Source organism: Variovorax sp. KBW07 (assembly GCF_003852515.1).
In the GTDB taxonomy this organism is placed as follows: domain Bacteria; phylum Pseudomonadota; class Gammaproteobacteria; order Burkholderiales; family Burkholderiaceae_C; genus Variovorax.
Genome location: NZ_QAJK01000142.1, coordinates 1 through 14,073 on the forward strand (window position 1 = coordinate 1; position 14,073 = coordinate 14,073).

At 66.0% G+C, this 14,073-nt stretch carries 10 protein-coding genes; 4 read left to right on the top strand and 6 right to left on the bottom strand.

Going from position 1 to position 14,073, the window contains the following annotated elements; all coding sequences use genetic code 11:
• Positions 1 to 92: 92 nt before the first annotated feature.
• The 3 genes from DBV14_RS26135 to DBV14_RS26145 are packed head-to-tail and all read right to left on the bottom strand — an operon-like array spanning position 93 to position 2,720.
• Positions 93 to 902: an ABC transporter ATP-binding protein gene (locus tag DBV14_RS26135; protein WP_124463618.1), complete on the bottom strand. Its 810-nt coding sequence runs from the start codon at positions 900 to 902 to the stop codon at positions 93 to 95.
• Complete coding sequence (locus DBV14_RS26140; RefSeq protein ID WP_185546128.1) at positions 887 to 1,771, bottom strand: ABC transporter permease; 885 nt, start codon at positions 1,769 to 1,771, stop codon at positions 887 to 889. The genes DBV14_RS26135 and DBV14_RS26140 overlap by 16 nt, the downstream gene beginning before the upstream one ends.
• Positions 1,752 to 2,720 carry an ABC transporter substrate-binding protein gene (locus tag DBV14_RS26145; RefSeq protein WP_124463619.1) on the bottom strand — a complete coding sequence of 323 codons (969 nt, stop codon included), beginning with the start codon at positions 2,718 to 2,720 and terminating at the stop codon, positions 1,752 to 1,754. The genes DBV14_RS26140 and DBV14_RS26145 overlap by 20 nt, the downstream gene beginning before the upstream one ends.
• Positions 2,721 to 3,016: 296 nt before the next feature.
• Between DBV14_RS26145 and recQ the strand changes: the two genes are divergently transcribed.
• Positions 3,017 to 4,912, top strand: a complete 1,896-nt coding sequence (gene recQ / locus DBV14_RS26150; protein ID WP_124463621.1) for a DNA helicase RecQ — start codon at positions 3,017 to 3,019, stop codon at positions 4,910 to 4,912.
• Between the two features lie 27 nt (positions 4,913 to 4,939).
• Here recQ and DBV14_RS26155 read toward each other — a convergent pair whose 3' ends face one another.
• The 3 genes from DBV14_RS26155 to DBV14_RS26165 all read right to left on the bottom strand — a co-directional run bounded on the left by DBV14_RS26155 (position 4,940) and on the right by DBV14_RS26165 (position 10,343).
• Positions 4,940 to 6,118 carry a nucleoside hydrolase gene (locus tag DBV14_RS26155; protein WP_124463623.1) on the bottom strand — a complete coding sequence of 393 codons (1,179 nt, stop codon included), beginning with the start codon at positions 6,116 to 6,118 and terminating at the stop codon, positions 4,940 to 4,942.
• A gap of 143 nt (positions 6,119 to 6,261) precedes the next feature.
• A complete protein-coding gene (locus DBV14_RS26160; RefSeq protein WP_260397235.1) occupies positions 6,262 to 7,875 on the bottom strand; it encodes a S41 family peptidase in 1,614 nt (537 codons plus the stop codon).
• Positions 7,876 to 8,018: 143 nt separating this feature from the next.
• Positions 8,019 to 10,343, bottom strand: a complete 2,325-nt coding sequence (locus DBV14_RS26165; protein ID WP_124463628.1) for an ATP-binding protein — start codon at positions 10,341 to 10,343, stop codon at positions 8,019 to 8,021.
• A gap of 124 nt (positions 10,344 to 10,467) precedes the next feature.
• Here DBV14_RS26165 and DBV14_RS26170 point away from each other — a divergent pair, with 124 nt between their 5' ends.
• The 3 genes from DBV14_RS26170 to DBV14_RS26175 all read left to right on the top strand — a co-directional run bounded on the left by DBV14_RS26170 (position 10,468) and on the right by DBV14_RS26175 (position 13,967).
• A complete protein-coding gene (locus DBV14_RS26170) occupies positions 10,468 to 11,667 on the top strand; it encodes a threonine ammonia-lyase (RefSeq protein WP_185546129.1) in 1,200 nt (399 codons plus the stop codon).
• Between the two features lie 110 nt (positions 11,668 to 11,777).
• Positions 11,778 to 11,930 (top strand): hypothetical protein, encoded by a 153-nt coding sequence (locus DBV14_RS33510; RefSeq protein ID WP_185546130.1) that lies wholly within the window; start codon positions 11,778 to 11,780, stop codon positions 11,928 to 11,930.
• Between the two features lie 165 nt (positions 11,931 to 12,095).
• Positions 12,096 to 13,967, top strand: a complete 1,872-nt coding sequence (locus DBV14_RS26175) for a phosphoenolpyruvate carboxykinase (GTP) (RefSeq protein ID WP_124463632.1) — start codon at positions 12,096 to 12,098, stop codon at positions 13,965 to 13,967.
• The last annotated feature ends 106 nt before the right edge of the window (positions 13,968 to 14,073 follow it).

Here is a 14,073-nt window from a genome sequence, read left to right on the forward strand (position 1 = left end):
AGCACGCCGTCGGCGCGGGCGCGCCCTGAACGGCAGCGCCCCGAACAGCGCACGCCACACACAACGCGACGAACAACAGAGCAGCGCGTCATCTAGTGTTCCGCAGCAGCCATGGACTCCGCGCGAATCTCTTCCGTCAGCCGCGCCTTGATGTCCATGAACTCGGGCGAAGTCTTGATCGTGTAGCTGCGCGGATGCGGAAAGTCGACCGCGATCTCGGTCTTGATGCGACCCGGGCGCGCACTGAACACTGCCACACGGTTCGCCATGAAGATCGCTTCGTCGATGTCGTGCGTGACGAACAATACCGTCTTCTGCGCCGACTCCCAGATGCCCAGCAGCAGCTCCTGCATCAGCACACGCGTCTGGTTGTCCAGCGCACCGAAGGGCTCGTCCAGCAACAGCATCTTCGGGTCGTTGGCCAGCGCGCGGGCGATTGCCGTGCGCTGCTGCATGCCGCCCGACAGTTGCTTCGGAAAGTGGTGCTCGAAACCGCGCAGGCCCACCTTCGCGATGAAGAACTCGCTGCGCTCCCTCTGGTCGGCTTCGCTCATGCCGCGCTCGCGCAGGCCGAAGCGGATGTTCTGCGCCACCGTGAGCCAGGGGAACAGCGTGTAGCTCTGGAACACCACGCCGCGGTCGGCGCCGGGGCCTTCGATGCGCTCGCCGTCGAGCATCACCTGGCCGGTGGTCGGGAAGTCGAGCCCCGCCACGATGCGCAGCAACGTCGACTTGCCGCAGCCCGAAGGGCCGAGGATGGTGACGAAGTCGTTCTCCTTCACCTCGAAGTCGATGGGCAGCAGCGCTTGCGTGCTCTGGCCCTTGGTGCCGGTGAAGACGCGCGAAACGCCCTGTATGGAAAGTTGGTTCTGCGTGGTCATCGTCTTCACAGTGCGGCCCATGCAAACAGACGGCGGTTGAGCGCCTTGAAAGCGAAATCGGAGAGCAGGCCGATGACACCGATCACGATGATTCCGAAGATGATCTGCCCGGTGTTCAACAACGCCTGGCTGTCGGTGATCATGTGGCCGATGCCCGAGGACGAGCCGATCAGCTCGGCCACGATCACATACGTCCAGGCCCAGCCGAGCACCAGTCGCAGCGTTTCGGCGATGCCCGGCGCGGCGCCCGGAATGAGCACCCGCGCCACGATGCCACGGCTGTTGGCGCCCAGCGTGTAGGCGGCTTCGACGAGGTCGCGGCGCGCGCCGCCCACGGTGACGGCCACCATCAGCACGATCTGGAAGAACGAGCCGATGAAGATCACCAGCAGCTTCTGCATTTCGCCCAGGCCGGCCCACAGGATGAGCAGCGGAATGAAGGCCGAGGCGGGCAGGTAGCGGCAGAACGAGACAAAAGGCTCGAAGAAGGCCTCGACCGTTTTCCACGTGCCCATGGCAATGCCCAGCGGCACCGCGAACACGGCCGCCAGCAGGAAGCCGCCGAACACGCGCCACACGGTCATGCCGATGTCGCCGATGAAGCCGTACTCGGTGAAGAGCAGCCAGCCCTCCTTGACCATGGTCGGCGGGCTCGCAAGGAAGGTCGGCGACACGAAGCCGCCGAGCGTGGCGAGCGACCACACGAGCACGAACACGACGAAGAAGCCAAGCCCCAGCAGCACGCGCGCACGCGCACCGATGGGTTCGAGGGGCGCGAACGCGCGGCGGCGCACGGGTGCGGCCACGGCGGGCTGGGAGGAAACGGCGGGCGCCGATGCCGCGCGGGGCGGCACCTGCTGCGGCAGCGCCTTACTTGACGAAGCTTGCATCGAAGGTGGCGGTGTAGTCTTCAGGCGCCTTGCGGATCACGCCGGCTTCCAGCAGGATCGTCGCGGCTTCCTTCATGAAGGTGGTGAGCTCGCCCGCGAAGAACTTCTGGTTGGCGGCCTTGTCCTGCCAGCGCAGGAAGGCCGACGACTTGGCGAACTGCTCGCCGCTCTGCTTGACGGCCGAACCCATGAGTTCGTTGGCCTTGGCCGGGTCGGCCTTGATCATGTCGAGCGCATCGAAGTACGACTTGGTGAGCGCGGCGGCGGCCTTGGCGTTGGCCTTGAGCCAGGTGGGCGCGCAGCCCACGGTGTCCATCACCATCGGGTAGTCGAGCGTGGTGGCCAAAATTTTGCCGGCGGCGGGGTTGGCGCGCACGGTCGACAGGTAGGGCTCGTAGGTCATGGCGGCGTCGTTCTGGCCGGCCACGAAGGCCTGGGCGGCGGGCTGGGGTTCGAGCGAAACCACCTTCACGTCCTTCAGGCTCATGCCGTTCTTGCTGAGCATCCAGGCCAGGCCGAAGTAAGGTGCGGTGCCGGGAGCGCTCACGCCAATGCTCTTGCCCTTGAGGTCGGAGAAGCTCTTGACGTCGTTGCGCACGGCCAGGCCGTCGGCGCCGTAGGACTTGTCCATCTGGAAGATCTGCACGATGGGCACGCCGTTGGCGTTCCATGCCACGTGCGTCTCGACCGTGGTGGCCGCGCACTGGATGGCACCGGAAGCCAGCGCCAGGTGGCGGTCTTTCTGCGGGATCATCTTCAGTTCGACGTCCAGGCCGTTCTTCTTGAAGATGCCGGCCTTGTCCGCCAGCGAGAGCGGCGCAAAGCCGGTCCAGCCGGACATGCCGAGCGCAATCTTCGTTTCCTGGGCGGCGGCCGTTCCGGCCATGCCCGCTGCACATGCACCTGCTGCCAGCAGCGAAGCGACTTTCACAACTACCGTCTTGACCATGGGGACTCCTGGTTCCATTTTTTGAGAGAGAGATGGCTCGGCGATGCGCCCCGGAAATCGGACAGCGCGCGCCTCGCATTGTTGCCAAGCGCCCCAACTTGTATATACAGGATAACCCGGAAGGTCATTTTCGGTGCATGCCATAGGGAAATGCACCAGATTGCTGTCTATACAGGAAGGGCCGCAGGGCGGAGGTCACCATTGCAAACCTCGTGCCACAGTCATATCGGTGCCACTGGGGGACAATCGGCGCCTTCCCCTTTTTTCGCCCTCGCGCCCCGCCGCGTCCGCTGCCTGTGTCCTCTCTCGCTCCCCATCCCCTCGACGACGCCCCCGGCAGCGCAGCACCCGCCGACATCCTTCACGAAGTCTTCGGCTACTCGCAATTCCGGGGCGCCCAGCAGGACATCGTCGACCACGTGGTGGCGGGCGGCGACGCGCTGGTGCTGATGCCCACGGGCGGCGGCAAGTCGCTGTGCTACCAGATCCCGGCCATCGCGCGGCAGCGCGCGGGGCACGGCGTGTCGGTGGTGGTGTCGCCGCTGATCGCGCTGATGCACGACCAGGTGGGCGCGCTGCACGAGGCGGGCGTGAACGCGGCCTTTTTGAATTCCACGCTCGACTGGGAGCAGACGCAAGACGTCGAGCGCCGCATGCTGCGCGGCGAGATCACGCTGCTGTACGCGGCGCCCGAGCGGGTGAACACGCCGCGCTTTTTGTCGCAGCTCGACTCTCTGAAGGAGCGCGGCAAGCTCTCGCTGTTCGCGATCGACGAGGCGCATTGCGTGAGCCAGTGGGGCCACGACTTCCGCCCCGAATACCGCGCGCTGACGGTGCTGCACGAGCGCTACGCGGGCGTGCCGCGCATCGCGCTCACGGCCACGGCCGACGACCTGACGCGTGCCGACATCGTCGAGCGGCTGCAGCTGGAAGAGGCGCGCCAGTTCGTCTCCAGCTTCGACCGGCCGAACATCCGCTACACCATCGTCGAGAAGAAAGACGCGACCACGCAGCTGCTGCGCTTCATCGAGCGCGAGCACGAAGGCGATGCGGGCGTGGTCTATTGCCAGTCGCGCAAGCGGGTGGAAGACGTGGCGGTGACGCTGCGCGACGCGGGCATCAACGCGCTGCCGTACCACGCCGGGCTCGACGCGGCGGTGCGCCAGAAGCACCAGGACCGGTTCCTGCGCGAAGAAGGCATCGTGATGGTCGCGACCATCGCCTTCGGCATGGGCATCGACAAGCCCGACGTGCGTTTCGTCGGCCACCTCGACATGCCGAAGAACATCGAGGGCTACTATCAGGAAACCGGCCGCGCGGGCCGCGACGGCGGCCCCGCAGACGCCTGGATGACCTACGGCCTGCAGGACGTGGTGAACCAGCGCCGCATGATCGACGAGAGCCCGGCCGGCGAAGAATTCAAGCAGGTGATGCGCGGCAAGCTCGACGCCTTGCTTTCGCTGGCCGAGGCCAGCGACTGCCGCCGCGTGCGCCTGCTGGGCTATTTCGGCGAGAAGAGCACGCCCTGCGGCAACTGCGACAACTGCCTGAACCCGCCGCAGGTGTGGGACGGCACCGATGCCGCGCGCAAGCTGCTGAGCACCATCTACCGGGTGCAGCAGCTCAGCGGCATCAGCTTTGGCGCGGGGCACATCATGGACATCCTGCGCGGCAAGTCGACCGAGAAGGTCAAGCAGTTCGGCCATGAGCGCATCAGCACCTTCGGCCTGGGCGCGGAGTTCAGCGAGATTCAGCTGCGCGGCGTGCTGCGGCAGCTGATTGCCACGGGCGCGCTGGCGGTGGACGCCGAGGCGTTCAACACGCTGAAGCTGACCGAAGGGTCGCGCGCGGTGCTCAAGGGCGAGGCGGCGGTGACGCTGCGCGAGTCGGTGTCGTCACCGGCGGAGCGCAAGTCGCGGCGCGAGAAAACCGTCAAGGGCGCACCGTCGCCGGCGGCGGCCAAGCTCGACGCCACCGGCCAGAAGCGCTTCGATGCGCTCAAGGCCTGGCGCGCCGAGGTGGCGAAGGAGCACAACCTGCCGGCCTACGTGATCTTCCACGACGCGACGCTGGCCTCGATTGCCGAGCGCGCCCCGGCGACGCTCGAAGACCTGCAGGGCATCAGCGGCATCGGCACCAAGAAGCTCGAGGCTTATGGCACCGAGGTGCTGCGGGTCTGCTCGGCTTTCTAGCCAGCCGCAGTTTGCTCCGGCCCGGGTTCAGTTGGCGGCCGGCAGCGTGACCGGCACCGGCCGCGTCAGCAGGTCGACATACAGCTCGAAGAAGCGCGCGTTGTCGAACTTCTTCACCACCGTCATCTTCTGCAGGGTCGGGCCCGCGGGCTGCGAGGTGTAGCCGATGGAGCGGCCGTTGTCGGCGGCGCCGGGCTTGGCCACCACGTCGACATAGCGCTCGACGGTCTGGGTGGCGTAGGCCGGGTCGATCAGGTAGGCCAGGGTCAGCGTGTCCCAGATGTTCTGCGTGTAGTCGGGGTTGTTCTCGAAGCCGTTCTTGCCGTCGAAGCCGTAGCCGTTGAGCTTGCGGAACACCTCGGTCACGGCGGTGGGCGTGGCCGGATGCGCGATGCGGTCGTAGATGGTCTTGGTCAGGAACACGGTGTCGGTCACGTCGAGCGGCACCACCACCTGCGGGATGGGCAGGCGCACCACGAACTGCGCGGCATCGGGGTCGAACCACCAGTTGAACTCGGCGGTCTTGGTGGTGTTGCCGGGCACATCGACGGCGCCGCCCATGTAGATGATCTTCTTGATCAGCGGCACGATTTCAGGGTTCTGCTTCACCGCCAGCGCGATGTTGGTGAGCGGGCCGATGGCCAGGATGGTGATCTCGTTCGGGTTGGCCTTGACGGTGTCGACGATGAAGTCGACCGCGCTCTTGCGTTGCAGCGCGGTGTGGGTGGCAAAGCCGTCGGGCGAGGGCTTGAGGTCGGCGTCGGTCTTGGGCTCGGGGCCACTCCAGGCGCCCAGGTAGCCGTCGCCGCCGGCACCCGCGGCCATCTCGGCCTGGATGTCGGCGTAGGTGTGGTTGAGCGCGTAGTTGGCGCCCGAATAGATGCCGATGCGGCTGCCCACGCCGAGCCGTTCGACCGACATGAGCGCATCGGCCACGCCCTGCTTGAGCCACTGGTTGCCCGAGACCACGCTGATGCCCATGACCTGGACCTTGCCCGAGGCCTGCAGCTGCGCGGCCATGACGCCGAGCTGGCCGTCGTCGCTCATGGTGTTGTAGTCGCTGTCGATGATGATCTTCTGCGCGGTGGCGCCCGGCGTTCCGCCAAAGCCCGGGCCGACGCCGAAACCGCCTCCGTTGCCCCCGCCGCCACAACCCGCCAGCACCGCGATGACGACGATGAACATCGTCCCGATCCATTTGCGCATCTTCTTCTCCTAAGAGTTTGGTTTTCAGTCGAGGAACGCTGAAATACAAACGTTTGCGCAAACGTTTGCGAAATTCTGCGGCGCAAGCCACGGGTGTGGCAAGCACCGTGGCCTAGGGGTTTTCCGCGAGAGCGCGACGGGGATCAGGCGGGGTTGGGCGCGGCTTCGAGCAGCCGGTTCTGGCGCAGCGGCGTGCGGTCGCGCAGGTAGGGTTGCTCCTGCTCGGCGCCGGGCGCGGCGGGGCCGACCTTGTCGAGCGCACCGCTGGCGGCAGCCGCCTTGGCCGCGACCGCGGGGCACGAGCCGCCGCTGATCAGGCCGAGCGCGGCAGCCAGCCGGGCTTCGTTCTTGTCGCCGAGCTGGTGGTCGAAGTCGTCGGCCACGGTGCAGGTGGGCGCAAAGCCGTCGCCGTAGTCGCCGAAGCCCGCCTGGTTGACGCCCTTGAACTGGATCGCGAAGTAGGTGGTGCCGCAGTTGTCCTGCGGATAGAAGCCGTAGGGCTTGCCGCAGGTGGTGCCGCCCACGAGGTTGACGGTGACGCCGACGCCGCGCAGGCCGTTGACGACCGATTCGCTCGCTGAGCAGGTGTCGGGGCCGGTGAGCACGGTGACGCGCGTCAGGCCCAGCGTGGGCAGGGGCTGGCCCGACGACACCGAGAAACCGCGCCCCGTGCTGTAGAACGGCACGAAGGTCTGCGACGGCGTGAGCTTGAAGGGGTTCTTGTCGTTGAAGGCAAGGCGCTCGAAGGTCGAGCCGGTCGCCGGCGCAGACACCATGTAGGCCAGCTCGCTGGCAATGCTCAGCAGGCCGCCGCCGTTGTAGCGCATGTCGATCACCAGGTCCTTGACGTTCAGGCCCTTGAGCTGGTTGATGGCGTCGACGAGCTGCTTCTCCGAGGTCGAGATGTGGTCGTTGAACAGCAGGTAGCCCACATCGCCGATGGCCTGGGTCTTCTGCACCGGCGTGCTGGTGACATTGGCCGCGGTCAGCGTGACGGGCGCCTGGTCCACGCCGCCCACCGAGAACACGAAGGTGTGCGACTCGCCGACGGCCTTCGGCGAGATGGCGCGGTTGATGGTGTTGATGTCGGCGCTGCTGGTGCTGTTGATGACATCGACACCGTCGACCTTGACCATCTTGTAGCCGCGCTGGACGCCCGCGGTATTGGCCGGCGAGCCGGGCTCGACCATGGCGATGCGGATGTTGCGCGGCGGGGAGCTGCGCACGGACGCGAACTCCGTGCCGTAGCCGGCCGACACGCCGCCCTGCGACAGCTGCCTGTACTCCTCGGTGTTGTAGGTGAAGTGGAAGCGGTCCTTGGCCTTGCCCGACGCGGTGGTGGCCGTGGTCTTGAGCACATTGAACCAGGTGATGGGCGTTGCGTAGTCGGCGGCCTTGAGCGTGGTCGGCACCTCGCCGTACCAGAGGTAGGTTTCATCGATCCAGCCGCGCACCCAGCTCTTCTCGTTGTCGAGCGAGCCCAGGCGGTCGGGGTAAGGCGTGCCGGTGTCGGGGGTGACACCGCTGCGCGGCGAGGCGCACAGGCCGGCCACCGTGGACGAGGCAACGATGCCGTCGCCGCTGGCGGGCGGTGGCGTGACGCCGGGGAACAGGCCGATGGGCACGCCCCCGCCGCCACCTCCGCCGCCTCCACAACCTGCCAGCAGGCCGGCCACGGCGAGCGCTGCGGTCGCAGCCCAGGCACCAGGACGCGGCAACCGCCGCGCATCGATCTTGCAGGTCTTGCAAAAGCCCATCGGAATCCTCCTCGTGTCCACCATGGTGGACGGATGTTTCGCATGGGGCAGCCGCTCCGCCCGCGATGCGCTCCCGGGCTTCACACCCGTTGTTCTGTCGTCATTCGTCGTCGTCGCGGCGCCTGTTGCCGGCGCTGTCGCGACTATTGCACGAAGCCCATGCCGCGCGATTCGCGCACTTCGGGCTTGATGCGGTGCTCGGCCTCTAGCTGGTCGAGAAACTCGGCCGCCGAGAACTCGGTTGCAAGAATGTCGGTCTGCCGCTTCACCGCGGCGAAATCCCCCGGGCACAGCTGCGGCAACAGCCCGAGCCGCGCCTGCAGGGCCGTGGTCATGAGCGATGCATCGCCTGCCAGAGCCTCGGTCACGAACATGCGCTCGCGCTGTTCCCTGGTGAGCGGCTTGAACTTGATCTTGAAGGTGAAGCGGCGCAGCGCCGCCTGGTCGATGCGGTCGAGCAGGTTGGTGGTGCAGATGAAGACGCCGTTGAAACGCTCCATGCCCTGCAACATCTCGTTGACCTCGGTGACTTCGTAGGTGCGCTGGGCACCGCGCCGGTCCTGCAGGAAGGAATCGGCCTCGTCAAGCAGCAGCACGGCCTTTTCGTTCTCGGCCTCCTTGAACATGGCGGCCATGTTCTGCTCGGTCTCGCCGACGTACTTGCTCATGAGGTCGCTGGCCTGCTTGACGATCAGCGGACGGCCGACGGCCTTGGCGATGTGCTCGGCCAGCGCGGTCTTGCCGGTGCCGGGCGCGCCATAGAAGCACAGCGTGCCGTGTCCACGCGCCTTGAGCGCCTCGACGATGCGCGGGATCTCGAAGCGCGTCTCGACGTTGAGCATGTCGAGGTCGTAGGTGGTGACGCTGCGGCGCTCGCCGCGGCCGGCGTCGAGCGTTCCCAGGGCCAGGTCGGCGTTGCGCAGTTGCCGCTCGATGAGGCCTTCCATCGAGGCATCGTCGGTCCGGGCCAGCCCCGCGAAGCGCACCGCGGTGCGGATCTGCGCGGGCGTGAGCCCCTTGCGGCCGGCCAGCTTGGCGGTGAAGGCTTCGGACACGACCACGCCTTCGAGCGTCTTCTTCACGAGCTGCTCGCGCGCGCCGGGTGGCGGCGACTTGAGCTCGAGGTGGTACGCAAAGCGGCGCCGGAAGGCCGGGTCGATCTGCTCGATGCGGTTGGTGACCCACAGCGTGGGCACGGGGTTGGCTTCGAGGATCTGGTTGACCCAGGCCTTGCCGCTCACGCTGCCGCTGGTGGGCGCGGGAATCTGCTCGGCGCGCGCCATGAACTGCGCGGCCTCGGTGCTGATCGGCGGGAACACGTCTTCGACCTCGTCGAACAGCAACGCGGCCTGTGCGCTGCCCTTGAGGAACACCTGCGCGATCTGCAGCGAGCGGTAGCGGTCGCGGCCGCTCAATGAATTGCCGTCGCGGTCGGCGTATTCGACTTCGAAGAGTTCTAAGCCCGCGGCCTGCGCGACGACCTTGGCAAGCTCGGTCTTGCCGGTGCCGGGCGGGCCATAGAGCAGCACGTTGACGCCGGGCTCCTTGCGCGCGACAGCGGCGCGCAGCAGCGTGACGAGCATCTGCGCGTCTTCTTCGACGAACGAAAAATCGTGCGGCGTGAGCGCGCTCTTGGCCGACGGCCGCGTGAACACCGCCATCAGTTCGTTGTGGTCGCGGTACTCGCGCATCAGCACCGGCGGCAGCTTTTCGCTGACCTTCATGAGGTCGGCAAGGTCGGTGATGTTGTGCTCGGAAATCAGGTTCTCGACCAGGCCGATGCGCTCGAGCCGCGAACCGGCGCGCAAGGCCTCTCCGACTTCGCTGGCGTTGACGCCCGCGATGTCGGCGATGGCTGCATAGGCCTCGGGCGCATTGTTGACCTTGAACTCGACCAGCAACGAGCGCAGGTCGCGCTGGTAGCGTGCGAGCGTGCCGTAGAGCAGCAGCGCGCGCTCGGCCTTGTTGAGCTGCAAGAGGCCCGCGAGCGCATCGATGTTCTTCTCGACCAATGTCGACTGCTTGCGCAATGCATGCGTGAGCCAGTCGCGCGTGACGGCAAGCACCGAGAGCAGGTCTTTCGGCTGGTCCTTCGCGTATTCGTCGAGGTAGAAGAAGAGCGTGCCTTCTTCATACGGGCCGCGCCATACGCCGTGCCGTTCGAGCAGCGTGCGGCCATCGAAATTCTCGACGCCCTTCCACGCTTCATTGCCCGCGCAGCGGCGGCCCAGGAACTCGCGCAGGCGCTGCAGCACCGCGGCGGGCCACACCAGGTGGCGGCCCGTGAGCGAGAGCAGCCCGTTGATATCGCGCCGCACATTGAAGCGCGGCCCCTGCTTGGCGGCGAGCGTGAGCACGAAGTGCGAGCACATGAGCTCGAGCACCGGCGCCTCCTTGAGGCCGGGCGAAGGCAATGCCTGCCCGCGCACCGCAGCAGCCACGACATCGACACCCGCACGCTTGACCATCAGACAACCTCCAGAGAGTCCAGAGAGGAAATACTTGGAGCGACCATAACGCAGACTTTTGGCTTCGGGAAGACGCCGTAAGGGTAAAAACCCTGATGGTGCGATTCCGGCCACAATGCCCGCCATGGTCGGAATCGAAGAAATCCAGCGCGCCGCGGCGCGCCTGCAAGGTCAGGTGCTCAATACACCCTGCGTCGAGTCGCGCACGCTGTCGGAGATCGTCGGCGCCCAGGTGTTCCTGAAGTTCGAGAACCTGCAGTTCACATCCTCGTTCAAGGAACGCGGTGCGTGCAACAAGCTGGTCGATCTTTCCCAGAACGGTACACGCGGCGTGATCGCCATGTCGGCCGGCAACCATGCGCAGGGTGTGGCCTATCACGCGCAGCGGCTGGGCCTGCGCGCGCTGATCGTGATGCCGCGCTTCACGCCGGGCGTGAAGATCGAGCGCACGCGCGGCTTCGGCGCCGAGGTGGTGCTGCACGGCGACACGCTCGACGCGGCACGCGCGCATGCGCTGGAGCTGGCCGAGCGCGAGGGGCTGACCTTCGTGCATCCGTACGACGACGAGGCGATCATTGCCGGCCAGGGCACGGTGGCGCTCGAAATGCTCGACGCGGTGCCCGACCTCGACACGCTGGTGGTGGCGGTCGGCGGCGGCGGGCTGATCGCCGGCATGGCCATCGCGGCACGCGAGCGCCGGCCCGACATCGAGATCGTCGGCGTTCAGACCACGCGCTTCCCCGGCATGGTCAACGCCGTCAAGGGCACGCACCACGTGCAGGGCAAAAGCACCATCGCCGAAGGTATTGCAGTGGGCACACCGGGCGTGCTGACGCGGGAGATCATCGCGAGCAAGGTCGACGACCTGCTGCTGGTGGACGAAGGCGACATCGAACAGGGCGTGCTGATGCTGCTCGAGATCGAGAAAACGCTGGTCGAGGGCGCTGGTGCCGCGGGCCTTGCGGCGCTGATCCGCCATCCAGAGCGCTTCAAGGGCAAGCGCGTCGGGCTGGTGCTGTCAGGTGGCAACATCGATCCGCTGCTGCTCGCGGCCATCATCGAACGTGGCATGGTCCGGGCTGGCCGGCTGGCGCGGGTGCGCGTGAGCGCGCGCGATGTGCCGGGCTCGCTGGCCGAGATCACGGCCACCGTGGCCGAAGCGGGCGCTAACGTCGACGAAGTGCATCACCAACGCGCTTTCACCATGCTGGCGGCGCAGAACGTCGACATCGAGCTGGTGCTGCAGACCCGTGGTCGGGCCCACCTGGCCAGTGTGCTCACCGCGCTGAAAGACGCCGGCTTCGAGGCCGAAGAACAACACTGAAAGCCCTTGACACTTGCGGTTTGGGGGCTCGCAACCCCCTAGACCGGTCCAGGGCTACCCGCCGGTAAAATGCCGGCAGTCTGTCTATTGCGTATTCGAGGTACTTCCCGATGTCCAACCCCACTCCCGTCGATCCGAGCCATGGCGCAGCCGTCGAAAAAGACGCCGTCGAATCGGTCGTTCACCTGATGCCTCTCGTGCTCCCGCTGGCCGGTGGCGTGCTCATGCTGCTGCTGGCATCGATTGCCGTTTTCCTGGCCTGATGGCCTGACTGGCTGACAGGCTTTCGCGGCCTTGTCCGCGGGTCGTGCGGCCCGCGCCGGCGCACTCTCCCAAAGCGAAACGTTTTCTCAAACGGACCTCCGTGCCCTTTCTGCGGGCACGGCGCCCCGTTCGGAAAGACGATTTTTCAACTTAGGAGATTTCCGATGAACGCACCCACGATGAAGGGCCTCACCATTCAGGCGCCCTCATACGTCAAGAACGCCAAGCTGATTGCCTGGGTGGCCGACATGGCCGCACTGTGCAAACCCGAAGCCATCCACTGGTGCGACGGCAGCAAGGAAGAATACGACCGCCTCTGCCAGCAGTTGGTCGACGCGGGCACCTTCAAGAAGCTCAACCCGGCCAAGCGCCCCAACTCGTTCCTCGCGGTGTCCGACCCGAGCGACGTCGCGCGCGTCGAAGACCGCACCTACATCTGCTCCGCCGAGAAAGAAAACGCCGGCCCGACCAACAACTGGATGGCCCCGGCCGAGATGCGGGCCACTTTGCAGCCGCTGTTTGACGGCTGTATGAAAGGCCGCACGATGTATGTGGTGCCGTTCAGCATGGGGCCGCTGGGTTCGCCCATCGCGCACATCGGCATCGAGCTGTCCGACTCGCCCTACGTGGCGGTCAACATGCGCATCATGACCCGCATGGGCAAGGCCGTGTACGAGGTGCTGGGCGCCGACGGCGAGTTCGTGCCTTGCGTGCACACCGTGGGCGCGCCGCTCGAGGCCGGGCAGAAGGACGTGTCCTGGCCCTGCAACAAGACCAAGTACATCGTTCACTACCCCGAGACGCGCGAGATCTGGAGCTACGGCTCAGGCTACGGCGGCAACGCGCTGCTGGGCAAGAAGTGCTTCGCGCTGCGCATCGCGTCCAACATGGGCCGCGACGAAGGCTGGCTGGCCGAACACATGCTCATCCTGGGCGTGACCAATCCCGAAGGCAAGAAATACCACGTGGCCGCAGCCTTCCCCAGTGCCTGCGGAAAGACGAATTTCTCGATGCTGGTGCCGCCGGCAGGCTTCGATGGCTGGAAGGTCACGACCATCGGCGACGACATCGCCTGGATCAAGCCGCAGGCCGACGGTTCACTGTGCGCCATCAACCCCGAGGCCGGCTACTTCGGCGTGGCCCCTGGCACCAACATGCTGACCAATCCGAACTGCATGCGCAGCCTGGACAACGGCGTGATCTTCACCAACGTCGCGCTGACCGACGACGGCGACGTGTGGTGGGAAGGCATGGAACAGGACGCGCCGGGCAAGGCACTGCCGGCCCACCTGATCGACTGGCAGGGCAAGGACTGGACGCCGCAGATCGCGAAGGAAACCGGCGCCAAGGCCGCGCACCCGAACGCACGCTTCACCGTGGCTGCTACGAACAACCCGGCACTCGACGACGCCTGGGACGATCCGAAGGGCGTTTCAATTGATGCGTTCATCTTCGGCGGACGCCGCTCGACGACCGTGCCGCTGGTGACCGAAGCCCGCAACTGGGTGGAAGGCGTCTACATGGCCGCCACGATGGGTTCGGAAACCACTGCCGCTGCTGCAGGACAGCAGGGTGTTGTTCGCCGCGATCCGTTCGCGATGCTGCCCTTCATGGGCTACAACATGAGCGACTACTTCCAGCACTGGCTCGATCTGGGCAAGAAGCTTGAAGCCTCCGGCGCCAAGCTGCCGAAGATCTACACGACCAACTGGTTCCGCAAGGGCGCCGACGGCAAGTTCGTCTGGCCAGGCTACGGCGAGAACATGCGCGTGCTGAAGTGGATGATCGATCGTGTGGAAGGCAACAAGTCTGAAGGCATCGAACACATCACCGGCGTGAGCCCGCGTTATGAAGACTTGAACTGGACCGGGCTGGATTTCAGCGCCGAGCAGTTCGCTACTGTGACCAGTATCGACAAGGCTGCTTGGGAAGCCGAACTGAAGCTGCATGCCGAGCTGTTCAAGCAGCTGGAACATCATCTGCCGAAGGAGCTGCCGGAGACGAAGGCTGCGATCGAGCAGCGCTTGGCGGCCTGATTTCTGTTGAGTCGGACTGGCTGATCAACGGCCAGCTAAAAGCCCGATGAGTTCATCGGGCTTTTTTATTGCCTGAGTTATTGCGGAGCTGCTTGCCTCAGGAGCG

Coding starts and splice junctions, on each gene's coding strand:
- DBV14_RS26175 (WP_124463632.1), top strand. CDS start 12,096: ATGAACGCACCCACGATGAAGGGCCTCACCATTCAGGCGCCCTCATAC.
- DBV14_RS26145 (WP_124463619.1), bottom strand. CDS start 2,720: ATGGTCAAGACGGTAGTTGTGAAAGTCGCTTCGCTGCTGGCAGCAGGT.
- DBV14_RS33510 (WP_185546130.1), top strand. CDS start 11,778: ATGTCCAACCCCACTCCCGTCGATCCGAGCCATGGCGCAGCCGTCGAA.
- DBV14_RS26165 (WP_124463628.1), bottom strand. CDS start 10,343: ATGGTCAAGCGTGCGGGTGTCGATGTCGTGGCTGCTGCGGTGCGCGGG.
- DBV14_RS26160 (WP_260397235.1), bottom strand. CDS start 7,875: ATGGGCTTTTGCAAGACCTGCAAGATCGATGCGCGGCGGTTGCCGCGT.
- DBV14_RS26170 (WP_185546129.1), top strand. CDS start 10,468: ATGGTCGGAATCGAAGAAATCCAGCGCGCCGCGGCGCGCCTGCAAGGT.
- DBV14_RS26135 (WP_124463618.1), bottom strand. CDS start 902: ATGGGCCGCACTGTGAAGACGATGACCACGCAGAACCAACTTTCCATA.
- DBV14_RS26155 (WP_124463623.1), bottom strand. CDS start 6,118: ATGCGCAAATGGATCGGGACGATGTTCATCGTCGTCATCGCGGTGCTG.
- DBV14_RS26140 (WP_185546128.1), bottom strand. CDS start 1,771: ATGCAAGCTTCGTCAAGTAAGGCGCTGCCGCAGCAGGTGCCGCCCCGC.